Here is a 22,845-nt window from a genome sequence, read left to right as displayed (position 1 = left end):
TTTTTCAAGTGTCGTACTCAATCACATCCTCCTTTCCTTTGCTGGTTAAAACGCTCTGCAAATGCTCGCATGCGTTCTCTGTGCAGTAGCAATTCTTGTTTCCTGCGCTCTTCTTCCACCTTTTCTCTCTCTTCGGCAAACAGTTGAGGAGCATACTCCCACATATCAATCGGTTTAGCATCACTGCTAAGCAACATGGATACATGATTTGCAATCATTTGAGACAACATGTAGTTGGTCGCCACCTTCTCCTTTTGCTTCACAAGATAATTTCGGTTAAAGCTCTCGATTAAGTCTTTGATTTCCTTAATCGTATAATCCCAAAAATTAAAAGGGCTAATCCCTGCATCAAGTGCGATAGGATATAGCTCGTCGATTAATTCGGTAATGGTTTCGATTTGTCTTATTTCACCGCTTCCAGAGCTGGGGTTGTCTCCTCCTTCTCCTTGCGGGGAATAAAACCCGATACTTCAAACAATGGCAAGATAACCTCTGTCAAAAGCTCAACCTGCGAATTGCCCTCTACAACGTAATCGTCAAAGATATCGTAGACATCTTCCAGTGACACGCCGTGACTAAATTTTTGCATTGCTCCGTGGATGACTAAGAGCATGATTTTCAAAGGCGGGATTTCAAATCCATTGCCACTGCCCATGAAAATCTTGATTAAATTGATTTTGAGATTTTCTTCGATGCTGACTACCTGTCGCGTTGTAAGGCGAAGGTCGTAGCTCTTTCCATTGACTGTCCAAGTTGTAAAAGGTTTGTTTTTCATTCAGTTTATCCTCCGATTGGGTCAGTAAATACTAAGTCTGACTGCAAAGCTACTTTGAGGGTAAATTCAATGACTCCATTGACACCGCCACCGCCGAGTTTGACAGCTACTTGCCCTGCAAATTTGACCTTGGTTGTATCTGGGTAGGTCATTTCAAAGTTGGCTTTTTTCTTAGCATCAGCTAATTTGCGCAGTACACGATATGAGTCGGTTGGTTTGTCATTTTTGTATGAAAACTTAAATTCCAACTCTCCCGCGTCACCGATGCCCAATTCATACTGTTTGACAGTGTCGGCCAAGGTTGTGTTTTCGACTTTTTCAGGCTCAATACCTAATTCAGGTACTTCTTTGAGTCCTGTTAGATTTGTGTAACTTTCTGTGCTGGTTTCGTTAAAACCAAGCGTAATTCCATTTGCTAACATGTATTATCCTTCCATTCTTGCTTGATAGACTAATTCAGAGTTGAGGTCAACAACGCCTTCAAAACGCATAACCTTGTGTTTAAGATGACCAGGGTCTGGTGTATCAACAGACTGTGTCCGGCGCATACCTAGCGACATAAACGCAGCATCAACAGCTACCGCTGTGGCGCTAGTTGAGCCAACGTCGAAGATGTCAACCTTATATCTGATTTCAGCCTTCTGTTCTTTACCGTCATAGACTTCATAAGGCTTGTTCTGTTCTTCCAGATAGATAACTACTGGGTAGCTTTCCCAGTCCTCGGGATACGTGTCTGTGACGTTGTCTGCAATTTTCTGCAGTTCCTTGTAAATAATTGGTTTAATGTTTATCATTTTGAGACCTCTCTTAATCTACGTTTAACGTAATTTCCGATATTCTTTACAACCCTATCCTCATTATCTTTGAGGGCAGGATACATAAACGGTTGAGCAGCTTGACCATACATCTTATAAAAGTCGCCTACCTCTTGGAAACGATATGGACCGACATCAATTTGGTCTTTATGGACAAACCACGGTTCAGTCCGATAGCTGATAGACGCTTCTGGTGATATTCCCGAATGGTCTGTCGCTCCTTTTGGACCTGTGCCGAATTCGACATATGGAGCATGTTCCAAATTGTTGTACATACTCCCGATAACCTTGCTACCTTTTAGATCAACCTTCGTCTTAATATTGCGACGCAGTTCCCCTTCGTTGGCAGGGGCTAATAGCTTGGCTTGTGGCTGTACAATCGTTTTCAGAGAATTATCAACCCCAGTCCGCACGATGTCTATGCTGACATCTGTTGATAATCTGTGCAATTTGGTCATCAGTCTGTCGTAATTAACGATTTCCGACATACTCAAGTTCCAATACGATGTGGTCTGTATACGGCTTTTTAGAGATAACCTTGTGAGTTACCTTCTCACTATCGATACACACACCGTCTTTTTCGGCTATTTCAGCGCTTTTTTCGGCTAATCCGTTTAAGATATAGTTCAATCGCTCTCCGTAAATTTCAGCTTGTAATCTGCCACCAGCAGGCCACGTTTCAAGCTTTACTTCCCTGGCATGTTCATAATCATAAGACACAGTTTTATTGCCCTCGTCGTCTTTTTTGACGACAAAAGAGCAAACCTTACGAGTATTCAGTCGGTTTTGCTTCAAACGCACGTCCACTGACCCTCGCTAATCTGTATTGATTTATGCTGGTTAGTAATGTATCGGAAATTCCGTCTTTGTAACTGACAGAGATACCTCCCTCGCTCCGAGATAACTCACCTTCACTGCCTTGTCTGTTAAACATTTCAAGTGCTAGTTCCAACTGGATTCTTTCGAGCGCAGGGAGCATCTTCGTGCGATTTGTCTTTGTCAAAATGATATTTTTAGCCCTCAAAAGCAAAGACGAGAGGAGTTTTTCGTCGCTCTCGCCTGTCAATACTTTCAAGTCCTCAAGGTTGTTTTCTGCCATGAGACCTCCTATTTAGCAGGAGTTCCACCCGCTGCCTTTTTAGATTTTTTGATTTCTTCTACGACATCTTTTACATCGATGTCTTGATCTTCAAGATGTTTGACAAACTCTTCATAACGTTCATCTGTCATCTCAAATTCTGTACCAGCCTTACGAATAAAGCCAGCCTCCCAGTCGTGGAAATCAACTTTTGCTTTAAGCCTTTTCATTTAGAGCCTCCAATAGTTCTTCCTTGGTCATCGAAGTATAACCTTCAACACCTTTTTCTTTTGCCAAAGTTTTTAATTCCTTGGCGGTCAAAGAAGCGTAGTCAGTCTTTTCAGACGTTACCACATCATAATGTCGACGCAACAGCATACCCACTACACACCTCCGAATTTAACGACTTTCTTCTCATCGTAGAGGTAAACACCATAGTGTTCATCGCCAGTGATGACAGTTGTTTTCTTCAAGATGTCACGGTCTGTTTCAATTGTCACATCACGCTTAAGGTTGATGACAAAGGCACCGTATTTAGCAACATCCTCTGTATCTGTTTCGGAAGTTGAAACTTTAACCAAGAAACCTTTGCCTTCATCAACCTTTTTAGAGCGCACAATTTGGACGGCATGAACTTCACCAAAAGTACCATTGACAACTGTGTCCGCTCCGAGTTCAGAACCACGAGTCCATTCTTTTTGGGCGTTGGCACGAAGTTTGATGGCATCTTTTGGATTGATGATAGCAACATAGCGTGCGTCATCTTCATCTTCGAGGACTTCCAAGGCTTTGTCGATATTATCGACAGTCGTAGGTGCTTCTGTGATGTTTTGACTAGCACCTTTTGCTGCAGTAACAAGGTCATTATCAACCTTGTTAGCAATGGCCAGGGCAATTTGGTGAGTAGCTTGGCCAAGCGGGTCTCCAAATCCGGACAGGACTGCTTCATCTGTCAATTCAATCCCCTTCGCAGCTTTTTTGATTTCCATTTCGCGGTGTGATGTCTCCATTTGGTCTGGTTCGATAGCGCCCCCTTCAGCAACTTCCTTAGCGTCCCCGCTATATACCCACGCAGGAACTGTTAATTTTGAACCAGGTTGACCTTCGAGGGCACGTTCGACGTACGCGAGCGGAGTGAATTTAATCATCTTAGGAAGTTTTGCAGAAACCATATCAGCCATTACTTCCGGATTGATCATGGTTGCGAGTTTTGTTTGTGTCATAAAAAATTATCCTTTCAATTTACGATAGAGTTCTGGGTTATTCTGCAAGAGCTCATTTCTACTTGCATATCCCATCTTATTAAATTGTTCTTTTGTGATTTCTCCCGAATCACTTGGCGCTCGTTTAATTGGAGCACCACCTTTGGTTTTATCGGCAATACCTTTCTGCACGGCTAATTCCCACGCAGATTGTAACTTGTCGATTGAGGTACGTACACTATCAGCGTCTGTTAGATTGACATTATCAATCAATTCAGATGGCAATCCGCGCTCACTAAGGATTGACTTAGCTTCAGCAGTCAGCTCACGTTTGCTGATTTCAGCTTCACGTTCTGCCAACGCTTGTTCACGCTTGTCCATCTCATATTTTTGCTTGTCATCAGCATTCATCTTCGCAAGTTTCTTAGCCTCGCTTTCCTTAGCCTCTTGCTCTGACTTCCACTTGGCAAACTTCTTGTCGATGATGGCATCAACATCAGCGTCTGTGTACTTCTTTTTGTCTGTTGGTTGTTCAGGTTGTTTTGGTTCAGCTGCTACCGTTTTGTTACCTTCTTCAACCGTTTCGACTGTTTGTGTTTCTTCATTCATGTGAACCTCCTATGTTTTAAGTCGTCCCCGACTGTTAAATTCCATGGCTTTTTTTGTCATCAATGCTCGGACAAAAAGAAAACCGCACGGGATTCCATACGGTTAGCTATATTTAGTGGTTGCAGTCTTTCCTACCAGCCAAAATGAGTGATCACCTCCTAATTTTGGGTATAAGAAAAGCACCTAGATTCTTCTAAGTACTTTACATTCCCGGAATCCATTCCTTTAATTCTTTTAATACTTTGTATACTTGTTTCATCTTAGTATTATCCTCTAAATACTCGATACCTTTTGTTGTAATTCTGACTACATAAGGGTTTTCAATATAAAACCGTCCTGACATATCTCCGGTAATCTGAGAACCGGTAAGGTATCCATCATCAAAAAGATTACGGTATACATTCATCAAATATGGTTGATTGATTCCTAGAGAGTTAGCAGATAGTTCATTGTCATCTACTTCCTCTCCTCTTTTCATTTTTTTAAAGTAGTAAGTTAATACTTTATAAACCACCACCCAATAGTCATCTTTTGCCATTATACCACCTCAATTGTTTTAATTTCTGATTCATTAAATCCAACATACGGATACTTGTCGGTTTTAATGGTAATTTCGTCGTACAGTTCTTCTTCTGTATCGAGCTTTCCCGTAAATGTATTGCAGTACCCTGCCAAGACAGTATCGTCAGTAAAAGTAACTTTTATATTTTTACCTAAAAAATCATGCAGACTATTCCACGACATAACTATCTCCTTTCTTTTGGTACTATATGCGTGCGATTTGCAGAGTGATGGATTTTTATCACATTAGTTTCAATAGAACCAAACTCGCTGACTGCTACGCCAATCGGAAATTCTAGTTCAACGATTTCCTTGTTAGTTCTTTCACCTTTGCGGTCTCTCTCAACTATTCCAGTACCACTATACTTATCTAATAACTCTTGTACATCTATATCATCATAGATGTAGGATTTACCATCCTCGTGTGTTGATTCCATGTGTGGTAATTGCTTTTCTGGATTAATTTTCGAACCCCATTTGCCGATTTTTATCTTCTTTTTGACAAATGCATTATCGCCAAGTCTATTGTATTTCTCGACATTATTATACTTCATTCTAACAAAACTATCCAGTGATTTTGGCATATTTTCTTGGTCTAATAGGCTTTTCCAAGAATTATACTGTTCTTCATCTTGTTTGAGCTTAGTCTTGTTCAGATTGTCGACGTTATACTTAGGTTTTACATACTGATCATACCAATCCTCGTATGTCATATCACCCGGCACTTCAATATTGTGACCTGTCTCGGGGTCTCTTGCTCTACGTTTAATACGCTTGAGCCATTCTTCGTCAAGCGAGGCAATCGTGTCTGACCTGCACCATGGATGCAAAGGCGGGTAATTGATACCTGTTTGACGCTCAGAGAGTTTGTAGACTTTCCCGTCATGCTCTCTGCAGATACTTGATGTTCGCAAGTCTAACGTGGCCAAAAAACGATAATACTTGATATCCGCTTCCTCGTAAGACTTAGCTTCCATCTCTGCGTGGATATGAGCTGATTCGGTCCTAACAAGCCTTCTAGCATTTGACTTGCCTTTATTGAACTTGCTATCGATAGCCTGAGCAGTCTCTTCGTCAGAGCGACCTGCAAGCAGACTAATAGCTAACTCCTTTTGTAAGTCATCAGCTAATTGTGTCGTGTTGTCCCAAATGCGTTCCGAATAGTTCTTACCAAGCCATTCCTGATTCACTATCTCCGAGATGGTTTCCTGAGAAATATTGTCAAAACTGTAGCCAATTCCTGATTGCTGCTGGATCTCAAACGTTGATTGATAATAGACATCCTCTGCAAGATCCTTGTAAAAAGCCCCTGTTTGCTCATTTTCGGCTTTGAAAATCGGTTGTTTAATGTTAGCCACTTGCCGTTGTAACGACTCATAGCGCTTAATTCTCGATGCGTAGGATGCAGAATCAAGCGTAATTGCTAGTTGCCTTAATTCCTCGCTATCTGTTACACTGTCTATCGCTAGCCTGAGCTTGTTAAAGTCGGCTAGATTGTCAACGTTTTGCAAAATCCGTTTAGCTTCGTCCTCCGTCAGTCCATGGTCTTGTCTAAACCTCTCAAAAATACCATCAATCTTCGATGTGATGTGTCTGTTGGCCAGATTGTAGATCTCGTTAAGATTGTCAGACATCTTCTCCGCTTTATCCATGTCTCTGACCATACGCTCAGCCTTACGACGCTTCCAATAGTTTAGCTTACTCATCTAGATCATCTTCTTCTGACTGCTCAACAGGACTGTTGACTGTGAATGCAGGCTCTGGTTCTCGCTCCTTTTCTTCTTCGAGCGCTTCAATTTCTGCATCTGGGTCTTCGACAAATGGCAACAGAGTAATCAATTGACGCAGGCTAACCTTGCCTGATAAATTGCTGATAATCTGGGATAGTTCAAGCAAGTTCTTAGGCAATCCACGACTAAATTGTGGCACGATTGCTTTTGCATTGTCGTAAATTTGTGTCAGATTGTAATAATAGGCAAAAATCTCAATGCGTTTGCGTAACGATTTGACGTAATGCTGCTGTTTTGTCTTAGTAATCATTTCTAATCCTAAAAGCTTAAATTCCATGGCCACACCAGAGGTGTTCCCTGCAAACTTCTCGTCTGACAGGTTCGGAATATGACTAAATGTATAAATGTCTTCTTTCAGCGACTTGCGCAGGACCTCAACAGATGATTCATCCAGGACATTTTTCAAAAATTCCGCTCGTGCATCTGCAGGCAACTCCAATAAACCTTCTTCACGTAGAATGGTCATAGCTTCTCTTGCTTCTTCTTGGTCATCTGCTAGCGCAGCGCCGTAAAGCGTCAGGATGCTTTCTACTGCTTGCTCTTTATCGTTGACACGATTACCCATCAACGAGTTGTAAGCATCAATCAAACCAATCTGTTGCTCATAATCACCAACCATGTACCGATTATTTCGATATTCAATGATTGGAATCATACCAAGATTGTGTTCTTCCGGTTCTGTTGAATCGTTTTTGCCATCTTTTAGAGAAAAAGAATAGTGCCAAGTGTCTGTATAGACTTCTGCGCGATAAGTCGTACTATCTTTTACATCGTCCTCAATCTCGTAATAATAGACAGCAAACAGCGGTCGTTGCTCAATTGAGTCATCGTAAACAATAAAAGTATTTTCTGGCTCTAAGCAACGAGCAGATAATTCATTTTCACCTTCTTTGACAAAAATAAATTCGTAAGACCTGCCATAGATAGCCATATTCAAAGCATTATCTGCGTCAACAGAATCAACTTCGGCCACGTCAAAAGCTCCCAATAGCTTCTCTAGGTCTCCGTCGGCCGTGTTCGTGTACTTGATAGGATTGCCCATAAAATAACCTGTCGACGTGTCTGCGATGTCCTTAGCATGGTTGCAGACCGGCTTGTAGTTTGGCTGCCCTTCTCTACGAACATGCCTAAGGATGGCGTGACTGCCTAAGTAGTAATCTTTAAGTTTTTTGAGCTCGGTTCTTAGCTTAGTGTGCTTCTGAATCAACTTGTAGATGATTTGCTGATCCAGGTTATCCTCGTTATAATTTTCGCGAGAATAGATAAATAATTCTTGCATGCTGCTCCTCTCTATAATCCGTATGTTGATTTGCGTTTGACTTTCGCTTTTGTCTTAATCTTGTTGTTGATACTCTCTACAATCCCCGTCAATGCGTCTGCAGCATCGTCGTGAGCATTCTTGCCTTCTCGCTGATAATTCATCAACTCACTGTATAATTCCGGCCAACGATGTCTCCAATTTTCAGGGAAGTATATATGTTCCATAATCCACGTCGTATTCGTTAAAATACGAGCTTGTTTATTCTGAGATTGATGGAACCAATTGAATACCGTATAATGATTGCCAAAATCGCCCTTTGTCAGCCTCTCAACATTGCGAGCAAAACCACGACCACCGTTATTACTCTCAATATCACAAGTGTTAACTTGGTACTCTGCCAACTTTCTAGCAAGTAATGGCTCTGTGACCTCCATTGCCTCCTTGGTAAAGACTACATCCAATATGTAAGCTTCATTATCGCTTATAACGCCATAGATGTAACTTGATAGATAGTCACTACCAGTATCAGCCGTATCTGTGTAGGCTGCTATGCGTTTGAATGCCGGTTTACTATCATAAGTCTTAAACTCAGAATACAATCTACCTTTGATATCGATTGGCTCTTGTTGGTAGTTGGCCGAGGCTATATCAGCTCCTAACGCTCTACTTTTTTGCAGATAAGCCTTCTTACTAAGCACCTCGTCACACAACATCGTGTCAGTCGCTTCGTTGTAAGCTTTCATGCTGATGTGTTTGACTTTATGGCCTGACTTCGGCAACTCTACCAAAGCTTTGCCTGCTAAGTCGTTGCTATGCCAGCGTGTCATAATGATGATGATTTTCCCACCTTCTTCGAGACGAGACAGCATGGTGTTGGTAAACCATTCCCAGTGTTGCTGCAAGATGTTCGCGTTATTAGCTTCCAAAGCACTTTTAATTAGATCATCAATAATAAGGACATCAGCACCGAAACCAGTTGCTGTACCAGTCGGACTAGTTGCTAGGTAATTGTTGTACCCTCCTTCAAGAGACCATAGATTCATGGCACCGTCACCATATTTAATCTTAATATCAGGAAAAACATCACTAAAAACCGTAATAGAATCGTCTGCCTTTGTCTCTTGAATAGCATTACGAACATTTTTTGAAAATACCGTTGACAGTGTTTCGTTATATGATCCTGTCATCACTTTTTTAGTATTGTCACGGCCAAACATCCATTGAACAAACATTCCAGCGGTACGAGATTTCCCATGCCGAGGAGGCTCATTGATAACTAGTACATCGTGTTCATCATCATCTAAAAAGCCTTGCAAGTCATTGCAAAGCTCTACTAGATATTGACGATTAGGTTTGTAAAAATCCGGGGCCATTAACCGACAATAGTAAAAGAAATCTCGACGTGCAAGTTCTAACTGTGCTTGTCTTTTGATTGCTGCCTTATTCATCATCAATCAACTTCCTTAACTCATCCGTTGTCAAGTCGGCAAATGGGTTGGTTTGGTTGATATTGACTTCACCGTCGTGTGTCACTGCTTGTTTTGTTTTAAAATCGTTGTCACGACGTTCTAAGTACCATTTTGACAAGTCTATATCCCCATCTTCAATCGCTTTCGATATATTAAGTTTTGCCCGTGTTTTCACACGTTGCTTAAGCAACTCTTTTCGGTCAAGAAAATCAGGATTTTTATCGCAATAATCATAAAGTGTAGGTTTACTGATATCGGCATAAAGACAGGCTTCTTCGTCGCTTAAACCTCTTAAAAATGCTTCCTCTAATTTCTTTACCGTTCCTTGTGTCATTTTTGTAGGTCTACCACGCTTTGTTTTTGCCAATATCATCACCTCCAATCAAAAAAAGCCACACGATGTGTGACTTCTGCCCGACATCTATGTCGGTCTGTTTTACCACAAGAAGAGGATTCGAACCTCCATCTCTGGGTTATCAGCCCAGCGTTTTGCACATGCGTCTCCTTTTGATGCGTCCATCAAACGCCCACGCTTTAAACTACCTTGTCCATAATCAAAAATAGCGAGTTCGACGGTAGTTAAAGTTGTTCCCTAATTGTGATTAGGCTAAGGTAAAAGATTGTCTCTTCTCGCTATTTTGATAATACTATTTTAGCACCCCAATTCGTATTTTTGAGTATGACTTTGTACCGATTTAGTATCAATTTGTACCGATTTAGTACGATTTAGTATCAGATTTAAGCTTTCAACGCCTTTTCGTTTCAGCATAAAATAATTATTACGTGTCATTTCCAATCTATCCATAGCTTCCTCAAAGGTTTGACAGCTTGCGTATGTCGTAATCAATACATGTCGCTGCAACATATCTGGCATTGTCATGATAATGTCCATGATTTCCGATTTTCGGGCTACCAGCGACTCAATCTGTTTCACATTGTATTCAGACACGTCAAGAATGGTTATGTTCTTGTCCTCTTGCGACTGTTTCAGGCCTCCCTGAACCTTCATATCTGACCACTTCGGAGAGCTCAAAATAGAGCTTCTAGTAGCCTCAATGTCGTTTTTTAATTCGCTGATTAACTTTGGAATGACACGCAACTCTTCTAGCATTTTTTCAGCCGGTGTTTTAATTCTGCTCACTTAACCTCTCCTTGTGGTATAATATTTTTAGGTTAATATATCGAAGAGGTCAGTCGCAAGGCTGGCTTTTTATAATCTTGAAATACCGTAGTAGCTATATCCACAGTATTCAGAGCAGAAACCGTATCTATTAAAATATTGTTCAAATAAACCAATTTTATCGTTGCAAACTGGGCAATGAGTTCTGTTATATCTCTGTTCCTTATTTAGACCTTTTAATATTTTTTTCTTTTTGGTACGTTTATTCATTTCCTACCTCCTTTCTGCTTTATTTCCGCTTACCGCCATCACGGATGGATGTGTTTGAATTATTTTTAAGGAGTTTCCTACTTTCTAATTTTAATTTTAGCGGAATGACAACGATCAGTATTATCCGAACCGTTGCCGAATATGAAAGCGTACGGCCTTTTTGACGTCGATACCGAGGACGTAAGACTGACAAGCCTTCGAACTCTTGCCAGCCACATTTAGTTAGAAAAAGTCTAGGTTAAGTTTAACGAGGATTCCAGCTCGTATGACTAACAGACCTGTGACAGTCTGTTAACCTAATCACTCTATTATCTAGCTCGCTTTTAACGTCGTTCTCGAGACGTATTTTTGTTGTCTAGTGTATTTACCCTCAGACGTTTCTAAACGTCCTTAGAATTGATTTTAGATAGGTATGCGGCGATTCTATTGCAAAGCTCTACATTCGGAACGGTTTCAGCTAATATCAGCCGTCTTGCATGTGTTTCGGATATACCTAACACCTCTGACCATTCAAGTGGTGTCATGCCGTTGCGCATAAGCTCGCAGTAGTCAATCGGATACATTTCTTTTGGATCTCCTGTATGCGCTACGTGAGGCTGTCTGTACTTATGTCGTCTGACTCTGTTTGGTTGTGTAATCAATTCCACACCCCCTCAATTTCTAAACGATTGTCTGATAAAAAATTAAACTCAAAGCCAATTTGACAATCCGACGAAACACGAACCAATCCAGTTTTCAAATCTACTAATTCATGCAAAACTGGATAAACATTGGCTATCGTTAAAACAACCTCTTTGTCCTCGTCGTACATCTGCAATTCTTTGATTAGTTCTTTGATGGTCATCCCAATTCCTCCAACGCTACCCACCGAAATTGTTGGTATTTTTCCGCTTCTTCTTGGGTGCATTTGTAGGCTAAATCCAGTATTATTTTTGAGTCACTTGAAGGTTTAATCATAAAGCCTAATTCTGACAAGTAAACAAAATGATACACAGCAAACCTCGGCTCTGGTACATCAACCAGTAGCACGCCTATTTTTTCGTTAGTCATTGTTTACCTCTCTAAAATCTGGATGCTTTAACAACTCGGGATTTTCAAAAATATTCCCAACTCTCTCAAAGACACCGCTGATATAATAACAAACAGGTTCAAACATGCCGTGGTGTAGCTTTACTGGTAAAAGCTCGCCTGAGTGCATTTTTACCACATCCCCTTCAAAAATCTCTACACCGTTTTTGTCTTTGAGATGTGTTGATTGCATGAGGTATTTATCATCAACGCTCCATCCTGTTAATTTTTTAGGCGACAGCTTTCTTGCCTCGTTGATATAGACATTACCATTCCAAATAATAATTTGGTCGTCAGTAACCATCATGTTTTCGTGCATGTTCCATATTCTAAACTTCGGAATCATCTTCGACCTCCTGAAATAAAACATCAAATCCAATAGGACTATACGTATCGATTTTATCGTTTTCAAAAACAACAAAACGACCAATCTTTACAACTTCTTCCTCCTCGAAAATACCATCATAAACTACTAATTGACCATCTCGCATATATACATCATCTTCGATATTATTTGCGAGCTTCCTTATTTTTTCAAAAGTTTCTTTTCTTCCGTCCCATTCAAATGCATCTAAGTATTTTGGATTAGCTACGACTTTCATCACTCTACCTCCTTAAAATCAACTAGCAACCCAGAGTCCCGCCTCAATCCAAGCCATGTAATTTCTTTGTCTAAATAGGGGTCGTTTGAATCTTTTTCGACATAAACCATATACCCTTTATGCCAAAATTCCACTGTTACACCATCGTCTAACACGGCCATTAATTCTTTAAGTTTCATGACTACCCTCCACTTGCTTCTCCAGTCTGTATGTACCGCTTCAAGTCCGCCAATTCCTGCCGAATAGCCTTGTCCTGACTAATAAGAGCCAATTGGCGTTCTTCGTATGTTCGGACGGCTCGTTCCATACCAAGACGGAAACCACCAATACCGGCAAATAAGTCTAAAAATTTCAAGATGCTTCCTCTCGTTTTTCCAGTATATCTACCTGATGTAACAACCTACCTACGTTGAGTGTGAGAGCTACGATTGCACTTGTCATTGCAGCTAGCACTATAGCTATGATTTTATCTTTGTCCATGTTGCACCTCTAGAATGTAGTATTCTTTGAACTTTGACTTCACACTAGCTAATTTTGTAAGTGCTTCTATTTCGGTATCAAAAAAATACTCATCGAATTTGCTCTTAGTCGTCGTATTTCTGCTCACAGTTGAAGCGCGCTGATAGACTCTGACGACATGCGTTTTCTTTTTAACCATTTGACACCTCAATATTCATGTGATTCCAGATCATCGTTGAGACCTTTTTCGACGTAGTAAAAACCAAGCAGAATCGCATCTGCCTCGTCATCCTTGACTGTCTTGTTAAAAGACTCTAAGACCTTATCAACTGCCTGCAACTTCATAGATTTTTTAGAGCGGGCTTTTAAGCCTTTGTACTCTTTATGGCTAAATTTCCAATGCTTGCGCCACGTAGACACATTGACAAAAACTGCCTTATCCGCAATCAGTCTGCCAAGAATGGTTCCTGTCACAATCCCGATGCTGATCATTGATTGCTGATTTGGACCCATGACGCTGTTTTTTTCCACCACAATTGCGCTAAACGGACAATCATGCTCCTTTAGAGCCTTAGACTGTATCATGCGTAGTTGACTAGCCATATAGCGACCACGCTCAAAATAAGACTTACTCTTGTGCTTCAAGACACCACTTTGGACCAGTTCTGGACCTTTAAATAAGGCCCATCCTGTTCCAGTAGTTGAGATGTCTAGCGATAATACTAGACTACTCATTCAATCACTCCTTGAATTCCGAGAGATTCAAAGATGTTTTTCTTGTTGTCTTCAATAAAGGCAAAGACTTTCTGGATTTCGTCCATATCCTTTTTGCGGTCCTTGGCCGAGTATGACGAATCGATAACGATAGGCATCAAAGGTTCTGCCTCTAGCACTAAATCATAAACCGGTTCGAACAAGTCGCCGTTTTCGTCCAAAGAAGGCCCGTCATAAACTTTTTCAAATAGAGTTCTAAACTTCCATTTTTCGGCCAAGTGACCTGCGATGACAAAGGTTCTGTCAATTCGACTGCTGATGATGGTTGTTTCTGTTCCTGTGATTCTAATTTGTTCCATGTTTCATTTCCTTTTCAAAAAGCTAGAGTCTGGATTTGTGTGAGTAAAAACAATTGTGAGTATATCCAGACTCTACGAAATTCTGCGATTCGTCCAAAATCGCAAAACTAACGCTTTCTAGTTCGCTTTTAACGTGGTTCACGACACGTTGTTTATTGTTAATCTAAAATTCTATCAATTACATTTAATACGTCGTTTTCGGAAATAAAATTTTCGAATCCATTGCGTATTACCTTGTATTCTTTCAAAGCTTTGATTTCATGGAAAAGCAAATCTCTAAGATTGTCTCCTTGATAATCGGAATAGCCGAGTAAATAAGCAACTGTTACCCCAAAATGTTCAGCGAGTGCCTGAGCTTTGTCTGGTTTGATTTGGCTTTCGCCGTTTTCCCAATTTTGTAAAGTTCTATAATGCACGCCAATTTTTTTAGCTAACTCTTTCTGAGATAGCTTTTTTTCTTGCCTTAATTCTTTCAATCTATTCATGATTTCACGACCTTTAAATAATATATACACGTTTTGTCAGCTTATTAGCTCGACAAAAATCGCAATGTCCGCAAGGTTTAGGTTTTTCTAAACCTTTTTTAACCGCATCCAATCGTTGAATGTTTTGAGATAGCTCATTTAATTCCATCTGCATCATGTCTATATTTTGCACACGTAGCGCAGCTGTATCAGACGGTTCTTCCTTGGTTACTGCGTAGATGATTGGCTCAAAAGGCTTGTTGTAAATCGCCTCTAACATGTTTTTGTAAGCTGCCATCTGTAAGATGTAACCGTAAGCCTCAAACCAAGGCAATTTAGCCTGACCAGTCCAAACCATGTCATCAACTGGACCTTTCGTGGTCTTAATATCCACAAAATAGCCACGTTCAACGTTTAGACAGTCGATTTTACCTTTGAACTCTACACCACCAAGGAAGCCAGTGACAGCGACTTCTTTGTCCCCGCGATAGATAGCCATAAAGTTATCATCATTTTTGAGCGCTTCAATCATCTGTTCAGCTACTAAGAACTCCTTTTTAAGCTGGCCTTTCGTAGCGCCACGAGTTGATAACATTACATTTTTGTTGACGTCAACAAAATTGGCATGAGCTTCTTCGCTCTCGAAGTAACTATGTACATAGTTACCGACGAGTAGCGCAGTCTTATCTCTGGCATCTGTCCAATCCCCTCGTAATTCGGCAAGCGCTCTTGTCTCGCATTCTCTAAAACGCTTGTACTGACTAATAGACCAGTATCTGATGGCCGATTCCTTGCTATAGTAGTCCTTTCCGAGTAAATCTAATTTTGTCATGGCATCAAGTCTTCTAAGTTGTCAAAGAGGTTGCCAGAGCCTTCCAAAATCTCGCCTGTTTCGGCATCAAAATCTGGAATTTCTTCTGCTGGGTATTCGGTTGAAGTTGATTTGCTCTTATTTGCTGTTTTTTTAGCCGTTTTCGGCTCTGTTTCGGCTGTCTCGGCAAATTGTCCATCTAACACCTTTTCGTTCTCTATGGGCTCTCTATGGGCTTGTAGAAGGTCGTCCAAAGTTGCGTGATCATCTTTGATTAGTTCAACTTCTTTAATTTGACGACCGTCTTCGTATTCATCAGCGATAGCACTGTTAATTGCTCCAGCGAATAAGTCGCTGTCATTACTTGTATTGATAAACATTTTGGCTGCACGGTTGATAACTGTGCGCATTGCCATCTGGTCTGGAAAATCAATCTGCACATTCTTTGTTTTCGCTTTTGACCAAGATTTGTCAATTTGCTTTTTAGTCATGATTTCAAAAAAATCCGTTCCATCTGTACGAGTGATGATACAGTAAGCGGCAATGATTGGATTGTCAGCATTCTGCCAATCAGTCTCGTGTTTGACTAGTTTTTTGCGACCATTTTCAACAGCCACTTCCAACGTGTCTCCTTCGTACACAACATTCGCGGTAACATCTTTGACTTCTTCCAAATCCTTGGTGACTTTGATTGTCCCAAAATATGACATCCGCAACTGAACATCTGTCCCGTATTGGATAAAGTAGCACTGCTTTTTAGCCGGACTTAGTCCTTGCGTCACCATTTCGAGTAGCGCATTATAAACACTGTCTTGGCTGCATTGTTGCAATAGATTGCCACTAGACGAGTTCTTCAACGCGTAGTAAGCAGAGCTTAGAGCGTTATTTACGCTGTAATTTGGAGCGATAAGCAAACCTTCGCCTTTCATCGCTTCGATTCGCGTGGCAACATTTGATGTTACCTGTTTCTGTGTCAATTCATTTGCCATCTATTTTCTCCTCTATTCTTCATCCATTCTAATTGCGTATATCTTAACAACCTTCTTGATAAGCTCAACCTTATCTTTACCACGCTTGTCGATTTCAGATCCATATCTTAGTAAATCCATTCTGTCTTTTTCACAAGATGTCGAAAGGTGTTTTAGAATTTTTTCAAGTTTTTCATCTTTAAAACCGACAAATTTCTTTTCAAATTCTCCGTCTTCGCCCTCAACAACTTCGTAGATTTTATTTTCATCTCTAAAATCTTCAATCAGTTTTTGCGTATCAAAAGAAACTGGTGATACGTAACCATATCTTTCGACACCTTCTGCAATTGATAAAATAGTTGTCGCTAAAATTTGTGTTTCTGTGTTCATTTTCTTCTACCTTTCGTCTGTTTCAAGTTCCAGTTTTCTTTCTTCAACCTGCGGTTCTCGTTCTGCAAGCTGATAATAATATCCTGTTGCTCATTGATAATCTTTCCGAGCTCTTCGCAAAGATGTAGCTTGTCGCAACGTTCGCGTCTGATTGTTTCTAGCAATTCTTTAGTCATTGTTTTGCTCTCGAATTGCGTCTGTAACATCGGATAGTACGTAGCCTAGATAGATACCAATAGCGACGTGGTTAATCGTTTGTTCACCGCTTCCAAACTCGTACGCGGATTCCACTTTTGCCAAAATCCTGTCATACAAATCTAGTTGACTTTCAATGTACTTATTCTGCGCTTCAATAATTTTCTGTTGGTTCATATTCATACCTCTAACGGCTTCCAAGCCTTCAAACTGAGTTTGGCCTGCACCTTAGCACGTTCACGCTCTTCCATGACTGCCTGCCACTTGATGTGGTACTCGTGATTCTCACGGATTTCCTGCATTCTACGTTTGCGACGTAGGTTTTCCAGTTTTCGTTGTTCCAACCACGCACTGCCTGCAACCATCGCAAACAATCCAGATACGACTGTGATTCCGCCTAAAATTTCACTCATGTTTATGCCTCTTTAATTTTCATCTTTTCAAGTTGTGCTTGTTCTTTTTTCCAAGCAGGCGACCTGTAATAAGCCATGTAATCCGCAAACCCTTCCTCGAAGAAGAACTTGCCATCTCCAGTCAGACAATGCTTCTGCGACGGCATTTTATGCGCTTCACGTCGTCTTGTAGCTATCGTTTTGGCTGATATACCAGTCTTTTCTGCCAGCTTTGCATCTGTCACTGGTAAATTTATGACTTTCTTTTTTTCTTTTTCCATGGTATAATTCCTTTAGTTTTTATTTGCAAGCCATCTGTTCCCGCAGTGGCTTTTTTTATTTTGCTGAAAATTCGATTTGTCCGACTTCCAACCAGTTATGCCAATCAACTAGTTTACAAGCTAATTGATTAATAGATAACTGCAAGAGTCGTTTTTTTAATTCTTCATCAATTTTCCATGCGACCGCTTCAAAATCAGCAATCATTTCTTCTTTTTCGTCCATACAACCTCCTAAAACGGTAATACACGTTTATCCTCTGCTGTGTCTGGATAAAAAAGTGTGTGTCCTTTAGCGCCTTTGAGCATTCGACTGAGTACTGCTTTGTCGTAGGCTTTCTGTAAACCGTCCTTGCTCAAATTAGTATTGATAAACGAATTTGAGCGAGCATCAAATAGTTCATACAGAATCTCTTGTTTAAAGTCAGATACACGTCTAACCTCATTCTGATACGTAGCTTCTTTTCCAAGGTCGTCCACAAATAGAAAATCAACCGACTTCATCAATTCCATTAACTTCTTACCTTCGTGGTTTGTCTTATCGTCAAACCCATCTTTGATTTTTCGGAACAGTTGTTGAATAGGAATGTACAACACGCTCTTAGGTTCGCCGTTTGCTCTAAAGTCGTCGTTTAGTTTCTTAGCTATTGCCAAAGTCAAATGCGACTTTCCGACTCCGGCATGGCCACTTAAAAGAGCATTTCCTGTACCTTGCTGCCTAAACCAAAAATCATTCTGTCTCAAGCCAAAATTTCTAGCGTGATTATCCATTTGCGTAGAAGTCGTGAACGTTGAGTAATTCGCATCTTTTAAATCTGACGGAATGATACTCTTGTTATAAAAGACATCGTAAGTCTTGCTCAAATCGTGTTGCAACGTAGATTTCATATCTAAGGCTTCACTTGATTTATCAATCGCTTCTTGTCCACACCTCGGACAGACTCTGATTTTCTTTACGCAATCAGGAACCATTTCCTTTTTTTCTTTGTCATATTTGTAGACAGTGACAGGTTGAATCATTTCCCAAACGTAGATATTGTGCTTCCTGCATAGTTCGTCTGTCACGGTATGACTAAGTTTTCTGACATCCATTCACGGCATTACTCCTTTCTACAATTCCAAGAACCAGTCACCGCCGTACTTAGGCTTGTCAGGTTCTTTTTTTGAGCACTTTCCATTTTGGAAACGGTCGGCTTTTCCGTCATCAAACTTCCGCTGTTCTTCGTCCTGTTGCGCTATGGTCTTGATACCGTTCTGCGACCAAGATTTTAAAATAGAGTTGATATAGCCAAATGACCGCTTAGAGTTGTCCGCAGCTCTCGAAATAGCACGCTTGACTAATTCAGGCTCAAGACCATCTACAGTCATGTACTGATTCAGACTTTCATACTGATAGCCGTCCAATGCTCCAATCCGTTGTTGGTAGTAGTCAAATACTGAAGAATTTTCAGAAGGGCTATAAGCAGTAGAAGTATTGGTTATATTAGTATTGGTTATATTAGTATTGATTCCGTCTAATTTTTGGACTTCTTGAAGTCTAGTATTTAGACTTCCGCGGTCTAATTTTTGGACTTCTTGAAGTCTAGTATTTAGACTTCCGTTGATGTACATGATGTTAGGCTTGTTTACGCCTTGGCGGATTTCTTCCAACAGACCAATTTTTTGCAATTCTTTCTTAGCGTTAATAATAGTCTGTCGACTGCAAGAAAGTTCCTGCATAAATTGCTCAATGGTGAAGTACATATATACTCTGCCATTTTCGTCATACCAATTATTTTTTTCCGAAAGAGTTCGTCTATCGAACAAGAGCATATACATCAATTTAGCTTTATCACTCAAAGCGTTGTAAGGTTCTTTTAATATCCACTGCGGAAATTGGAAAAATTGATTATTTCTTACTTCATCAATGTGCATACTTTCCTTTCTATCTAGTTATGCTTTGTTCACCTTTCGTGAAGTTGTATCTGTAAAAATATCGCCTATACTAACTTTGAAGTAATTGGCGATGTTGTACATCTCGCTTAGTGTAAAATCTCGGTTTCCTAATTCTTTATCGCGATAAGTTGTCTCGCTTTTATTGATGACACCAGCTAAAGTTGCTTGTGTCAAGCCAGCTTTTTTTCTCAACTCATAAAGCTTAACCTGCATTCTCTCACTCCTTTCTAAATTCATCTAGGCTGACTTCTAGTGCGTCAGCGAGTTTTACCATTTTTTCAAAACCAATATCGTGATACTTTGCGTTGTAGATACTCGTCTTTGGAATATCTGCCATTTTCGCCAAATCAACGACTGTCAAACCTCGTTCTGCCAATATTTCTATGACATTCAGGAAAATAAATCCAACTTTAACTACCAAATCTAGTGATTTTCTCCTGTGTGTCAAATAGAAAAGAAAGGAGAATGATATGGCAAAATCGTGCAAACCATCTAAAACTGTCAGTAAAGCTGGTAAAACTCTATCAACTAGCAAATCACCTTCTGCTAAATCAAAAGCTAGCCACACTCTGAACAGCCATAAATCAACTAAGCATTAAGCAATTTAGGATTATCAGTAATGACTTGATGTAGAACGATTGAAAAACGATTCACAAATTCTTCATCTTGTTCTTTGTAACCAGCTTCATGCAGAATGGCATGTGTTAATTCATGGATTAGCACTTGCTTTTTCTTTTGTTCTGATAACGATTCACGGATATAGATTTTCTGTTGCTCATAGTCACAGTAACCCCAAAGATTGCGTTCATCATCATGGGCTTTGAAATATTCTTTGACTTCGACAGCGTAAGTCATTCCACAGACTTTAATTTCATCCATCCAGCTCCCTCCTTTCTAAAAGTGTTGATAATTGATATAATATCCTCGAAATCTTAATGAAAGGAGGATAAGGTATGCAACGTCAATACGTTTCATCTAGTAACGTCCGAAGTGTTGGTTGGGAAGATAGCACTTTGGAAGTTGAATTTAATAATGGTTCTATTTACCATTATCATAATGTTAGCCAAGCTGAATACCAAGCTGTATTAGTTGGTTCTGTTGGTTCAAATATTCATAGATTAGCTAAACTGCATTCATACACACGTATTATCTAATCTATTAGAGTTTCGCTTGTAGGGTGGAACTCTTTTGTTTCCGTAAAAGTGACGCCTTCAACCGTTATGATAATTTGGCTATGCAGGCAGTTCTTTGACAAGAACTCCGACCCTTCTAACAATTTTTGCATCAACTCTGGTGGCATTTTCTTCACCCCCTTTCTATGTGGTATAATGAAAATAAAAACGATCGGAGACACCTCTCATGGAAAATTTTCAATTTTGGCTCACTTTCGGTACTGCAACAATACCAGCTGCAATAACCGGTTTGCTTAGCTTTGGAGCTTCTTGGATGAAAAATCGTTCTGACATTAAAGCGATTAAAATTCAGTTTGAGCACGAGATGGAGAAACTATCGCTATCTCATAAGCACGAACTTGAAAACATTGAGCGACAACACTCTCAAGAATTAGATGCTCTCAAACAATCTCACGACCTCAGACTCTTAGAATTAGAGAAAGTATCAAAACTAGATGCTGAAATGGATTTAGCTTTAAAACAGAATGAACTTATCTATAAAGTCATGACGGGAGAAGTCAACCTCGATTCCGTATTTTCTAGCGCAGACAAGGTAGAAAATTACAACCAAAAACAAAACCTAAAAAAACAATTTGTCCAAAAACTCTCCAAGAAGTAGGCTACTTGCCACTTCTTTTTTTATACTCATCCCAAACGCTTTTGTACATCTCGTCACGCATTTTCTTAGATTTCCTGTCAACAGCTGTTGTGACCACGATGAAAGAAATCAATGAAAAAATGGTAGAAAGTAACAACGTTATTAAGATTTGAAGGTCCATCCCCTTCCCCTTTCTACACCAACCAAGTGGCGATAATAATTCCGACGGTCAAGGCAATCAATACCCAAGTCAGGATTTTTGCGTGTTTGTCTTGCATAACTTCCACCTTTGCTTTATAATAAAGTCACAATAATTGGACGGGGCAAACGCCCCTGACAATTATTCTAAGAGTTTGCTTAGTAGATTTAGTAAGGCTGCAATCAAGTTGATAACCGCTATTATCAATGCGATTCTTACTTCGCTACTAAGCTTTTTCTTTTTGCGACTTCTCATAAGCGCTCCTTTCCTTAGATTTGATTGATTACCTCAACCTTGATTATATTATACTTCACTTTTCGTGAAGTGTCAACTATTTTTTTGCGAAAACACAAAAAAACTTTTCAAATCGTGAATTTATGTGATATAATCATACTGAAAAGAGGTGAGAAAATGACTGATAAAGAATTAGCTATCTATATTGGAAATAAAATAAAAGAATATAGAAAAGCCAAAAGTTTTACACAAAAAGAATTAGCTGAGAAAGTTGGAATGGGAGATACTACTATCGCCAATTACGAAAAAGGTTTTCGTACACCGAAGAAAAACACCCTTTTCAAATTAGCAAACGCTTTTGATATTTCTATAGATGATTTATTTCCTCCTATAGACAAAATTGTCGAAAAGTCCACCCCCGCCGTCCTACAGCTAGACAAAGACCTAAAAGACCCGCGACACGGTAAGTGGGTGCAGTATGGAAATGAGTTGTTAGAGGAGCAAAAGAGAGAAAAGACAGTAGAAAACAGTAAGAATACAGTAGAGGTTCACGAAGAACAACTTTTCCCCTACAACTACTACGACCAACCAGCCTCGGCTGGAACGGGGCAGTATTTGAACGATGTGCAAGTTAAACAAGTTGAATTGCCTATCAATGTGAATGCCGACTTCGTTGTACCCATTTACGGTGACTCCATGGAACCAGAATACCACTCAGGCGATTACGTATTCGTCAAACTATCTGTGGACCTCTCTGATGGCGATATTGGAGTATTTGAGTATAACGGGGACGCTTATATTAAACAATTGCTTATCAATGAAGATGGAGCGTTTCTGCATAGCTTAAACAGTAAATACGACGACATTCCTGTTGATTCAGATAGTGACTTCCGTATTATCGGAAAGGTTGTGGAGAGATATAGGAAAAATATTAATAAAAATTAAACATTTTTGTTGACAATCTAATATTTTTTATGTAATATAAGTTAAATGAGTTAAGCCCATATCCCCAAGGGGGTATGGTCGTTAAGAAAACGGCATCTAATTTATATTAGTT

The 22,845-nt window shown here is 40.0% G+C and carries 44 protein-coding genes, 1 tRNA gene and 1 pseudogene; 4 read left to right on the top strand and 42 right to left on the bottom strand.

Annotation, left to right across the window (positions count from 1 at the left end; genetic code table 11):
* Positions 1-17 precede the first annotated feature (17 nt).
* The 41 genes and pseudogenes from ACHUFA_RS02995 to ACHUFA_RS02795 form a co-directional block, all read right to left on the bottom strand.
* Positions 18-263 (bottom strand): hypothetical protein, encoded by a 246-nt coding sequence (locus ACHUFA_RS02995; RefSeq protein WP_394404870.1) that lies wholly within the window; start codon positions 261-263, stop codon positions 18-20.
* 140 nt (positions 264-403) lie between these two features.
* Positions 404-775: a DUF6096 family protein gene (locus ACHUFA_RS02990; protein WP_394404869.1), complete on the bottom strand. Its 372-nt coding sequence runs from the start codon at positions 773-775 to the stop codon at positions 404-406.
* 5 nt (positions 776-780) lie between these two features.
* Positions 781-1,197 carry a phage tail tube protein gene (locus ACHUFA_RS02985; RefSeq protein ID WP_394404868.1) on the bottom strand — a complete coding sequence of 139 codons (417 nt, stop codon included), beginning with the start codon at positions 1,195-1,197 and terminating at the stop codon, positions 781-783.
* A gap of 3 nt (positions 1,198-1,200) precedes the next feature.
* Positions 1,201-1,569, bottom strand: a complete 369-nt coding sequence (locus tag ACHUFA_RS02980) for a hypothetical protein (protein WP_394404867.1) — start codon at positions 1,567-1,569, stop codon at positions 1,201-1,203.
* Positions 1,566-2,078: an HK97-gp10 family putative phage morphogenesis protein gene (locus ACHUFA_RS02975; protein WP_394404866.1), complete on the bottom strand. Its 513-nt coding sequence runs from the start codon at positions 2,076-2,078 to the stop codon at positions 1,566-1,568. Before ACHUFA_RS02975 ends, ACHUFA_RS02980 begins: the two co-directional genes overlap by 4 nt.
* On the bottom strand, positions 2,062-2,391 hold the full coding sequence (locus ACHUFA_RS02970; protein WP_394404964.1) for a hypothetical protein: 330 nt from the start codon (positions 2,389-2,391) through the stop codon (positions 2,062-2,064). The genes ACHUFA_RS02975 and ACHUFA_RS02970 overlap by 17 nt, the downstream gene beginning before the upstream one ends.
* Entirely contained in the window at positions 2,357-2,689 is a 333-nt protein-coding gene (locus tag ACHUFA_RS02965; protein ID WP_394404865.1) for a phage head-tail connector protein, read from the bottom strand. Before ACHUFA_RS02965 ends, ACHUFA_RS02970 begins: the two co-directional genes overlap by 35 nt.
* Positions 2,690-2,697: 8 nt before the next feature.
* Positions 2,698-2,898, bottom strand: coding sequence for a hypothetical protein (locus tag ACHUFA_RS02960; RefSeq protein ID WP_394404864.1), 201 nt, complete (start codon positions 2,896-2,898; stop codon positions 2,698-2,700).
* Entirely contained in the window at positions 2,885-3,046 is a 162-nt protein-coding gene (locus tag ACHUFA_RS02955) for a Rho termination factor N-terminal domain-containing protein (protein ID WP_394404863.1), read from the bottom strand. Before ACHUFA_RS02955 ends, ACHUFA_RS02960 begins: the two co-directional genes overlap by 14 nt.
* A gap of 5 nt (positions 3,047-3,051) precedes the next feature.
* Complete coding sequence (locus ACHUFA_RS02950) at positions 3,052-3,891, bottom strand: N4-gp56 family major capsid protein (protein WP_394404862.1); 840 nt, start codon at positions 3,889-3,891, stop codon at positions 3,052-3,054.
* Between the two features lie 6 nt (positions 3,892-3,897).
* A complete protein-coding gene (locus ACHUFA_RS02945) occupies positions 3,898-4,479 on the bottom strand; it encodes a DUF4355 domain-containing protein (RefSeq protein ID WP_394404861.1) in 582 nt (193 codons plus the stop codon).
* A 202-nt stretch (positions 4,480-4,681) separates the two neighbouring features.
* Complete coding sequence (locus ACHUFA_RS02940) at positions 4,682-5,017, bottom strand: YjcQ family protein (RefSeq protein WP_394404860.1); 336 nt, start codon at positions 5,015-5,017, stop codon at positions 4,682-4,684.
* The gene (locus ACHUFA_RS02935; protein ID WP_394404859.1) at positions 5,017-5,223 is read right to left on the bottom strand and encodes a hypothetical protein; all 207 of its coding nucleotides are present in this window, start codon (positions 5,221-5,223) and stop codon (positions 5,017-5,019) included. The genes ACHUFA_RS02940 and ACHUFA_RS02935 overlap by 1 nt, the downstream gene beginning before the upstream one ends.
* 2 nt (positions 5,224-5,225) lie before the next feature.
* Entirely contained in the window at positions 5,226-6,746 is a 1,521-nt protein-coding gene (locus ACHUFA_RS02930; RefSeq protein ID WP_394404858.1) for a minor capsid protein, read from the bottom strand.
* Positions 6,739-8,109 carry a phage portal protein gene (locus ACHUFA_RS02925; protein WP_394404857.1) on the bottom strand — a complete coding sequence of 457 codons (1,371 nt, stop codon included), beginning with the start codon at positions 8,107-8,109 and terminating at the stop codon, positions 6,739-6,741. Before ACHUFA_RS02925 ends, ACHUFA_RS02930 begins: the two co-directional genes overlap by 8 nt.
* Positions 8,110-8,120: 11 nt before the next feature.
* Positions 8,121-9,542, bottom strand: coding sequence for a phage terminase large subunit (terL, locus tag ACHUFA_RS02920; RefSeq protein ID WP_394404856.1), 1,422 nt, complete (start codon positions 9,540-9,542; stop codon positions 8,121-8,123).
* Positions 9,532-9,894, bottom strand: a complete 363-nt coding sequence (locus ACHUFA_RS02915; RefSeq protein WP_394404855.1) for a hypothetical protein — start codon at positions 9,892-9,894, stop codon at positions 9,532-9,534. Before ACHUFA_RS02915 ends, terL begins: the two co-directional genes overlap by 11 nt.
* A 105-nt stretch (positions 9,895-9,999) precedes the next feature.
* Positions 10,000-10,109 (bottom strand) — tRNA-Ile (locus ACHUFA_RS02910).
* A gap of 103 nt (positions 10,110-10,212) precedes the next feature.
* Positions 10,213-10,701: a DUF1492 domain-containing protein gene (locus ACHUFA_RS02905; protein WP_394404854.1), complete on the bottom strand. Its 489-nt coding sequence runs from the start codon at positions 10,699-10,701 to the stop codon at positions 10,213-10,215.
* A gap of 69 nt (positions 10,702-10,770) precedes the next feature.
* Positions 10,771-10,950 carry a hypothetical protein gene (locus tag ACHUFA_RS02900; protein ID WP_222347258.1) on the bottom strand — a complete coding sequence of 60 codons (180 nt, stop codon included), beginning with the start codon at positions 10,948-10,950 and terminating at the stop codon, positions 10,771-10,773.
* Positions 10,951-11,587: 637 nt separating this feature from the next.
* Entirely contained in the window at positions 11,588-11,794 is a 207-nt protein-coding gene (locus tag ACHUFA_RS02895) for a hypothetical protein (protein ID WP_394404853.1), read from the bottom strand.
* Positions 11,791-12,000 (bottom strand): hypothetical protein, encoded by a 210-nt coding sequence (locus tag ACHUFA_RS02890; protein WP_394404852.1) that lies wholly within the window; start codon positions 11,998-12,000, stop codon positions 11,791-11,793. The genes ACHUFA_RS02895 and ACHUFA_RS02890 overlap by 4 nt, the downstream gene beginning before the upstream one ends.
* Entirely contained in the window at positions 11,993-12,364 is a 372-nt protein-coding gene (locus ACHUFA_RS02885; RefSeq protein ID WP_394404851.1) for a YopX family protein, read from the bottom strand. Before ACHUFA_RS02885 ends, ACHUFA_RS02890 begins: the two co-directional genes overlap by 8 nt.
* Positions 12,348-12,623 carry a hypothetical protein gene (locus tag ACHUFA_RS02880; RefSeq protein WP_394404850.1) on the bottom strand — a complete coding sequence of 92 codons (276 nt, stop codon included), beginning with the start codon at positions 12,621-12,623 and terminating at the stop codon, positions 12,348-12,350. Before ACHUFA_RS02880 ends, ACHUFA_RS02885 begins: the two co-directional genes overlap by 17 nt.
* Positions 12,620-12,799: a hypothetical protein gene (locus ACHUFA_RS02875; RefSeq protein WP_394404849.1), complete on the bottom strand. Its 180-nt coding sequence runs from the start codon at positions 12,797-12,799 to the stop codon at positions 12,620-12,622. Before ACHUFA_RS02875 ends, ACHUFA_RS02880 begins: the two co-directional genes overlap by 4 nt.
* A gap of 2 nt (positions 12,800-12,801) precedes the next feature.
* On the bottom strand, positions 12,802-12,975 hold the full coding sequence (locus tag ACHUFA_RS02870; protein WP_394404848.1) for a DNA cytosine methyltransferase: 174 nt from the start codon (positions 12,973-12,975) through the stop codon (positions 12,802-12,804).
* Positions 12,976-13,286: 311 nt separating this feature from the next.
* A complete protein-coding gene (locus ACHUFA_RS02865; RefSeq protein WP_222347251.1) occupies positions 13,287-13,814 on the bottom strand; it encodes a hypothetical protein in 528 nt (175 codons plus the stop codon).
* Positions 13,811-14,152 (bottom strand): hypothetical protein, encoded by a 342-nt coding sequence (locus ACHUFA_RS02860; RefSeq protein WP_394404847.1) that lies wholly within the window; start codon positions 14,150-14,152, stop codon positions 13,811-13,813. Before ACHUFA_RS02860 ends, ACHUFA_RS02865 begins: the two co-directional genes overlap by 4 nt.
* A 296-nt stretch (positions 14,153-14,448) precedes the next feature.
* Positions 14,449-14,637 (bottom strand): annotated as a pseudogene (locus ACHUFA_RS02855) (helix-turn-helix domain-containing protein); the annotation flags it as partial.
* A gap of 13 nt (positions 14,638-14,650) precedes the next feature.
* Complete coding sequence (locus ACHUFA_RS02850) at positions 14,651-15,448, bottom strand: PD-(D/E)XK nuclease-like domain-containing protein (protein WP_394404846.1); 798 nt, start codon at positions 15,446-15,448, stop codon at positions 14,651-14,653.
* Positions 15,445-16,416: a recombinase RecT gene (locus tag ACHUFA_RS02845; RefSeq protein ID WP_394404845.1), complete on the bottom strand. Its 972-nt coding sequence runs from the start codon at positions 16,414-16,416 to the stop codon at positions 15,445-15,447. Before ACHUFA_RS02845 ends, ACHUFA_RS02850 begins: the two co-directional genes overlap by 4 nt.
* Before the next feature lie 12 nt (positions 16,417-16,428).
* Positions 16,429-16,785, bottom strand: a complete 357-nt coding sequence (locus tag ACHUFA_RS02840; RefSeq protein WP_394404844.1) for a hypothetical protein — start codon at positions 16,783-16,785, stop codon at positions 16,429-16,431.
* Positions 16,782-16,961: a hypothetical protein gene (locus ACHUFA_RS02835; RefSeq protein WP_318530325.1), complete on the bottom strand. Its 180-nt coding sequence runs from the start codon at positions 16,959-16,961 to the stop codon at positions 16,782-16,784. Before ACHUFA_RS02835 ends, ACHUFA_RS02840 begins: the two co-directional genes overlap by 4 nt.
* A complete protein-coding gene (locus tag ACHUFA_RS02830) occupies positions 16,954-17,157 on the bottom strand; it encodes a BAR domain-containing protein (protein ID WP_394404843.1) in 204 nt (67 codons plus the stop codon). The genes ACHUFA_RS02835 and ACHUFA_RS02830 overlap by 8 nt, the downstream gene beginning before the upstream one ends.
* A gap of 2 nt (positions 17,158-17,159) precedes the next feature.
* Positions 17,160-17,393, bottom strand: a complete 234-nt coding sequence (locus ACHUFA_RS02825) for a hypothetical protein (protein WP_222347244.1) — start codon at positions 17,391-17,393, stop codon at positions 17,160-17,162.
* A gap of 2 nt (positions 17,394-17,395) precedes the next feature.
* Complete coding sequence (locus ACHUFA_RS02820; protein ID WP_222347243.1) at positions 17,396-17,653, bottom strand: hypothetical protein; 258 nt, start codon at positions 17,651-17,653, stop codon at positions 17,396-17,398.
* A gap of 55 nt (positions 17,654-17,708) precedes the next feature.
* Positions 17,709-17,876, bottom strand: coding sequence for a hypothetical protein (locus ACHUFA_RS02815; protein WP_394404842.1), 168 nt, complete (start codon positions 17,874-17,876; stop codon positions 17,709-17,711).
* Positions 17,877-17,884: 8 nt separating this feature from the next.
* Positions 17,885-18,742, bottom strand: a complete 858-nt coding sequence (locus ACHUFA_RS02810; RefSeq protein ID WP_394404841.1) for an ATP-binding protein — start codon at positions 18,740-18,742, stop codon at positions 17,885-17,887.
* A gap of 18 nt (positions 18,743-18,760) precedes the next feature.
* A complete protein-coding gene (locus tag ACHUFA_RS02805) occupies positions 18,761-19,564 on the bottom strand; it encodes a replication initiator protein A (protein ID WP_394404840.1) in 804 nt (267 codons plus the stop codon).
* Positions 19,565-19,582: 18 nt separating this feature from the next.
* Complete coding sequence (locus tag ACHUFA_RS02800; protein WP_222347240.1) at positions 19,583-19,798, bottom strand: helix-turn-helix transcriptional regulator; 216 nt, start codon at positions 19,796-19,798, stop codon at positions 19,583-19,585.
* 4 nt (positions 19,799-19,802) lie between these two features.
* Positions 19,803-20,006: a helix-turn-helix domain-containing protein gene (locus ACHUFA_RS02795; protein ID WP_394404839.1), complete on the bottom strand. Its 204-nt coding sequence runs from the start codon at positions 20,004-20,006 to the stop codon at positions 19,803-19,805.
* A 49-nt stretch (positions 20,007-20,055) separates the two neighbouring features.
* Between ACHUFA_RS02795 and ACHUFA_RS02790 the strand changes: the two genes are divergently transcribed.
* Positions 20,056-20,184 carry a hypothetical protein gene (locus ACHUFA_RS02790; RefSeq protein ID WP_394404838.1) on the top strand — a complete coding sequence of 43 codons (129 nt, stop codon included), beginning with the start codon at positions 20,056-20,058 and terminating at the stop codon, positions 20,182-20,184.
* Here the strand turns inward: ACHUFA_RS02790 and ACHUFA_RS02785 are convergent.
* Positions 20,174-20,464, bottom strand: coding sequence for an ImmA/IrrE family metallo-endopeptidase (locus ACHUFA_RS02785; RefSeq protein ID WP_394404837.1), 291 nt, complete (start codon positions 20,462-20,464; stop codon positions 20,174-20,176). The genes ACHUFA_RS02790 and ACHUFA_RS02785 overlap by 11 nt on opposite strands.
* A 74-nt stretch (positions 20,465-20,538) precedes the next feature.
* Between ACHUFA_RS02785 and ACHUFA_RS02780 the strand changes: the two genes are divergently transcribed.
* From ACHUFA_RS02780 to ACHUFA_RS02770, 3 genes are all read left to right on the top strand, one after another.
* Positions 20,539-20,739 (top strand): KTSC domain-containing protein, encoded by a 201-nt coding sequence (locus ACHUFA_RS02780; RefSeq protein WP_222347239.1) that lies wholly within the window; start codon positions 20,539-20,541, stop codon positions 20,737-20,739.
* A gap of 205 nt (positions 20,740-20,944) precedes the next feature.
* Positions 20,945-21,376 (top strand): hypothetical protein, encoded by a 432-nt coding sequence (locus tag ACHUFA_RS02775; RefSeq protein ID WP_394404836.1) that lies wholly within the window; start codon positions 20,945-20,947, stop codon positions 21,374-21,376.
* A gap of 589 nt (positions 21,377-21,965) precedes the next feature.
* Positions 21,966-22,733 (top strand): S24 family peptidase, encoded by a 768-nt coding sequence (locus ACHUFA_RS02770; RefSeq protein WP_394404835.1) that lies wholly within the window; start codon positions 21,966-21,968, stop codon positions 22,731-22,733.
* Positions 22,734-22,845 lie beyond the last annotated feature (112 nt).

The organism is Streptococcus hepaticus (genome assembly GCF_043656315.1).
Taxonomy (GTDB): Bacteria; Bacillota; Bacilli; order Lactobacillales; family Streptococcaceae; genus Streptococcus; species Streptococcus hepaticus.
The sequence above is the reverse complement of the archived record's forward strand: the minus strand, read 5'-3'. Positions and strand labels throughout refer to the sequence as shown.

What these genes read in the sequence shown, in the direction of transcription:
- ACHUFA_RS02990 (WP_394404869.1), bottom strand. Translation starts at nt 775, where the DNA reads ATGAAAAACAAACCTTTTACAACTTGGACAGTCAATGGAAAGAGCTAC.
- ACHUFA_RS02985 (WP_394404868.1), bottom strand. Translation starts at nt 1,197, where the DNA reads ATGTTAGCAAATGGAATTACGCTTGGTTTTAACGAAACCAGCACAGAA.
- ACHUFA_RS02980 (WP_394404867.1), bottom strand. Translation starts at nt 1,569, where the DNA reads ATGATAAACATTAAACCAATTATTTACAAGGAACTGCAGAAAATTGCA.
- ACHUFA_RS02975 (WP_394404866.1), bottom strand. Translation starts at nt 2,078, where the DNA reads ATGTCGGAAATCGTTAATTACGACAGACTGATGACCAAATTGCACAGA.
- ACHUFA_RS02965 (WP_394404865.1), bottom strand. Translation starts at nt 2,689, where the DNA reads ATGGCAGAAAACAACCTTGAGGACTTGAAAGTATTGACAGGCGAGAGC.
- ACHUFA_RS02960 (WP_394404864.1), bottom strand. Translation starts at nt 2,898, where the DNA reads ATGAAAAGGCTTAAAGCAAAAGTTGATTTCCACGACTGGGAGGCTGGC.
- ACHUFA_RS02955 (WP_394404863.1), bottom strand. Translation starts at nt 3,046, where the DNA reads ATGCTGTTGCGTCGACATTATGATGTGGTAACGTCTGAAAAGACTGAC.
- ACHUFA_RS02950 (WP_394404862.1), bottom strand. Translation starts at nt 3,891, where the DNA reads ATGACACAAACAAAACTCGCAACCATGATCAATCCGGAAGTAATGGCT.
- ACHUFA_RS02945 (WP_394404861.1), bottom strand. Translation starts at nt 4,479, where the DNA reads ATGAATGAAGAAACACAAACAGTCGAAACGGTTGAAGAAGGTAACAAA.
- ACHUFA_RS02940 (WP_394404860.1), bottom strand. Translation starts at nt 5,017, where the DNA reads ATGGCAAAAGATGACTATTGGGTGGTGGTTTATAAAGTATTAACTTAC.
- ACHUFA_RS02935 (WP_394404859.1), bottom strand. Translation starts at nt 5,223, where the DNA reads ATGTCGTGGAATAGTCTGCATGATTTTTTAGGTAAAAATATAAAAGTT.
- ACHUFA_RS02930 (WP_394404858.1), bottom strand. Translation starts at nt 6,746, where the DNA reads ATGAGTAAGCTAAACTATTGGAAGCGTCGTAAGGCTGAGCGTATGGTC.
- ACHUFA_RS02925 (WP_394404857.1), bottom strand. Translation starts at nt 8,109, where the DNA reads ATGCAAGAATTATTTATCTATTCTCGCGAAAATTATAACGAGGATAAC.
- terL (WP_394404856.1), bottom strand. Translation starts at nt 9,542, where the DNA reads ATGATGAATAAGGCAGCAATCAAAAGACAAGCACAGTTAGAACTTGCA.
- ACHUFA_RS02915 (WP_394404855.1), bottom strand. Translation starts at nt 9,894, where the DNA reads ATGACACAAGGAACGGTAAAGAAATTAGAGGAAGCATTTTTAAGAGGT.
- ACHUFA_RS02900 (WP_222347258.1), bottom strand. Translation starts at nt 10,950, where the DNA reads ATGAATAAACGTACCAAAAAGAAAAAAATATTAAAAGGTCTAAATAAG.
- ACHUFA_RS02895 (WP_394404853.1), bottom strand. Translation starts at nt 11,794, where the DNA reads ATGACCATCAAAGAACTAATCAAAGAATTGCAGATGTACGACGAGGAC.
- ACHUFA_RS02890 (WP_394404852.1), bottom strand. Translation starts at nt 12,000, where the DNA reads ATGACTAACGAAAAAATAGGCGTGCTACTGGTTGATGTACCAGAGCCG.
- ACHUFA_RS02885 (WP_394404851.1), bottom strand. Translation starts at nt 12,364, where the DNA reads ATGATTCCGAAGTTTAGAATATGGAACATGCACGAAAACATGATGGTT.
- ACHUFA_RS02875 (WP_394404849.1), bottom strand. Translation starts at nt 12,799, where the DNA reads ATGAAACTTAAAGAATTAATGGCCGTGTTAGACGATGGTGTAACAGTG.
- ACHUFA_RS02865 (WP_222347251.1), bottom strand. Translation starts at nt 13,814, where the DNA reads ATGAGTAGTCTAGTATTATCGCTAGACATCTCAACTACTGGAACAGGA.
- ACHUFA_RS02860 (WP_394404847.1), bottom strand. Translation starts at nt 14,152, where the DNA reads ATGGAACAAATTAGAATCACAGGAACAGAAACAACCATCATCAGCAGT.
- ACHUFA_RS02850 (WP_394404846.1), bottom strand. Translation starts at nt 15,448, where the DNA reads ATGACAAAATTAGATTTACTCGGAAAGGACTACTATAGCAAGGAATCG.
- ACHUFA_RS02845 (WP_394404845.1), bottom strand. Translation starts at nt 16,416, where the DNA reads ATGGCAAATGAATTGACACAGAAACAGGTAACATCAAATGTTGCCACG.
- ACHUFA_RS02840 (WP_394404844.1), bottom strand. Translation starts at nt 16,785, where the DNA reads ATGAACACAGAAACACAAATTTTAGCGACAACTATTTTATCAATTGCA.
- ACHUFA_RS02835 (WP_318530325.1), bottom strand. Translation starts at nt 16,961, where the DNA reads ATGACTAAAGAATTGCTAGAAACAATCAGACGCGAACGTTGCGACAAG.
- ACHUFA_RS02830 (WP_394404843.1), bottom strand. Translation starts at nt 17,157, where the DNA reads ATGAACCAACAGAAAATTATTGAAGCGCAGAATAAGTACATTGAAAGT.
- ACHUFA_RS02825 (WP_222347244.1), bottom strand. Translation starts at nt 17,393, where the DNA reads ATGAGTGAAATTTTAGGCGGAATCACAGTCGTATCTGGATTGTTTGCG.
- ACHUFA_RS02820 (WP_222347243.1), bottom strand. Translation starts at nt 17,653, where the DNA reads ATGGAAAAAGAAAAAAAGAAAGTCATAAATTTACCAGTGACAGATGCA.
- ACHUFA_RS02815 (WP_394404842.1), bottom strand. Translation starts at nt 17,876, where the DNA reads ATGGACGAAAAAGAAGAAATGATTGCTGATTTTGAAGCGGTCGCATGG.
- ACHUFA_RS02810 (WP_394404841.1), bottom strand. Translation starts at nt 18,742, where the DNA reads ATGGATGTCAGAAAACTTAGTCATACCGTGACAGACGAACTATGCAGG.
- ACHUFA_RS02805 (WP_394404840.1), bottom strand. Translation starts at nt 19,564, where the DNA reads ATGCACATTGATGAAGTAAGAAATAATCAATTTTTCCAATTTCCGCAG.
- ACHUFA_RS02800 (WP_222347240.1), bottom strand. Translation starts at nt 19,798, where the DNA reads ATGCAGGTTAAGCTTTATGAGTTGAGAAAAAAAGCTGGCTTGACACAA.
- ACHUFA_RS02790 (WP_394404838.1), top strand. Translation starts at nt 20,056, where the DNA reads ATGGCAAAATCGTGCAAACCATCTAAAACTGTCAGTAAAGCTGGTAAA.
- ACHUFA_RS02785 (WP_394404837.1), bottom strand. Translation starts at nt 20,464, where the DNA reads ATGGATGAAATTAAAGTCTGTGGAATGACTTACGCTGTCGAAGTCAAA.
- ACHUFA_RS02780 (WP_222347239.1), top strand. Translation starts at nt 20,539, where the DNA reads ATGCAACGTCAATACGTTTCATCTAGTAACGTCCGAAGTGTTGGTTGG.
- ACHUFA_RS02775 (WP_394404836.1), top strand. Translation starts at nt 20,945, where the DNA reads ATGGAAAATTTTCAATTTTGGCTCACTTTCGGTACTGCAACAATACCA.
- ACHUFA_RS02770 (WP_394404835.1), top strand. Translation starts at nt 21,966, where the DNA reads ATGACTGATAAAGAATTAGCTATCTATATTGGAAATAAAATAAAAGAA.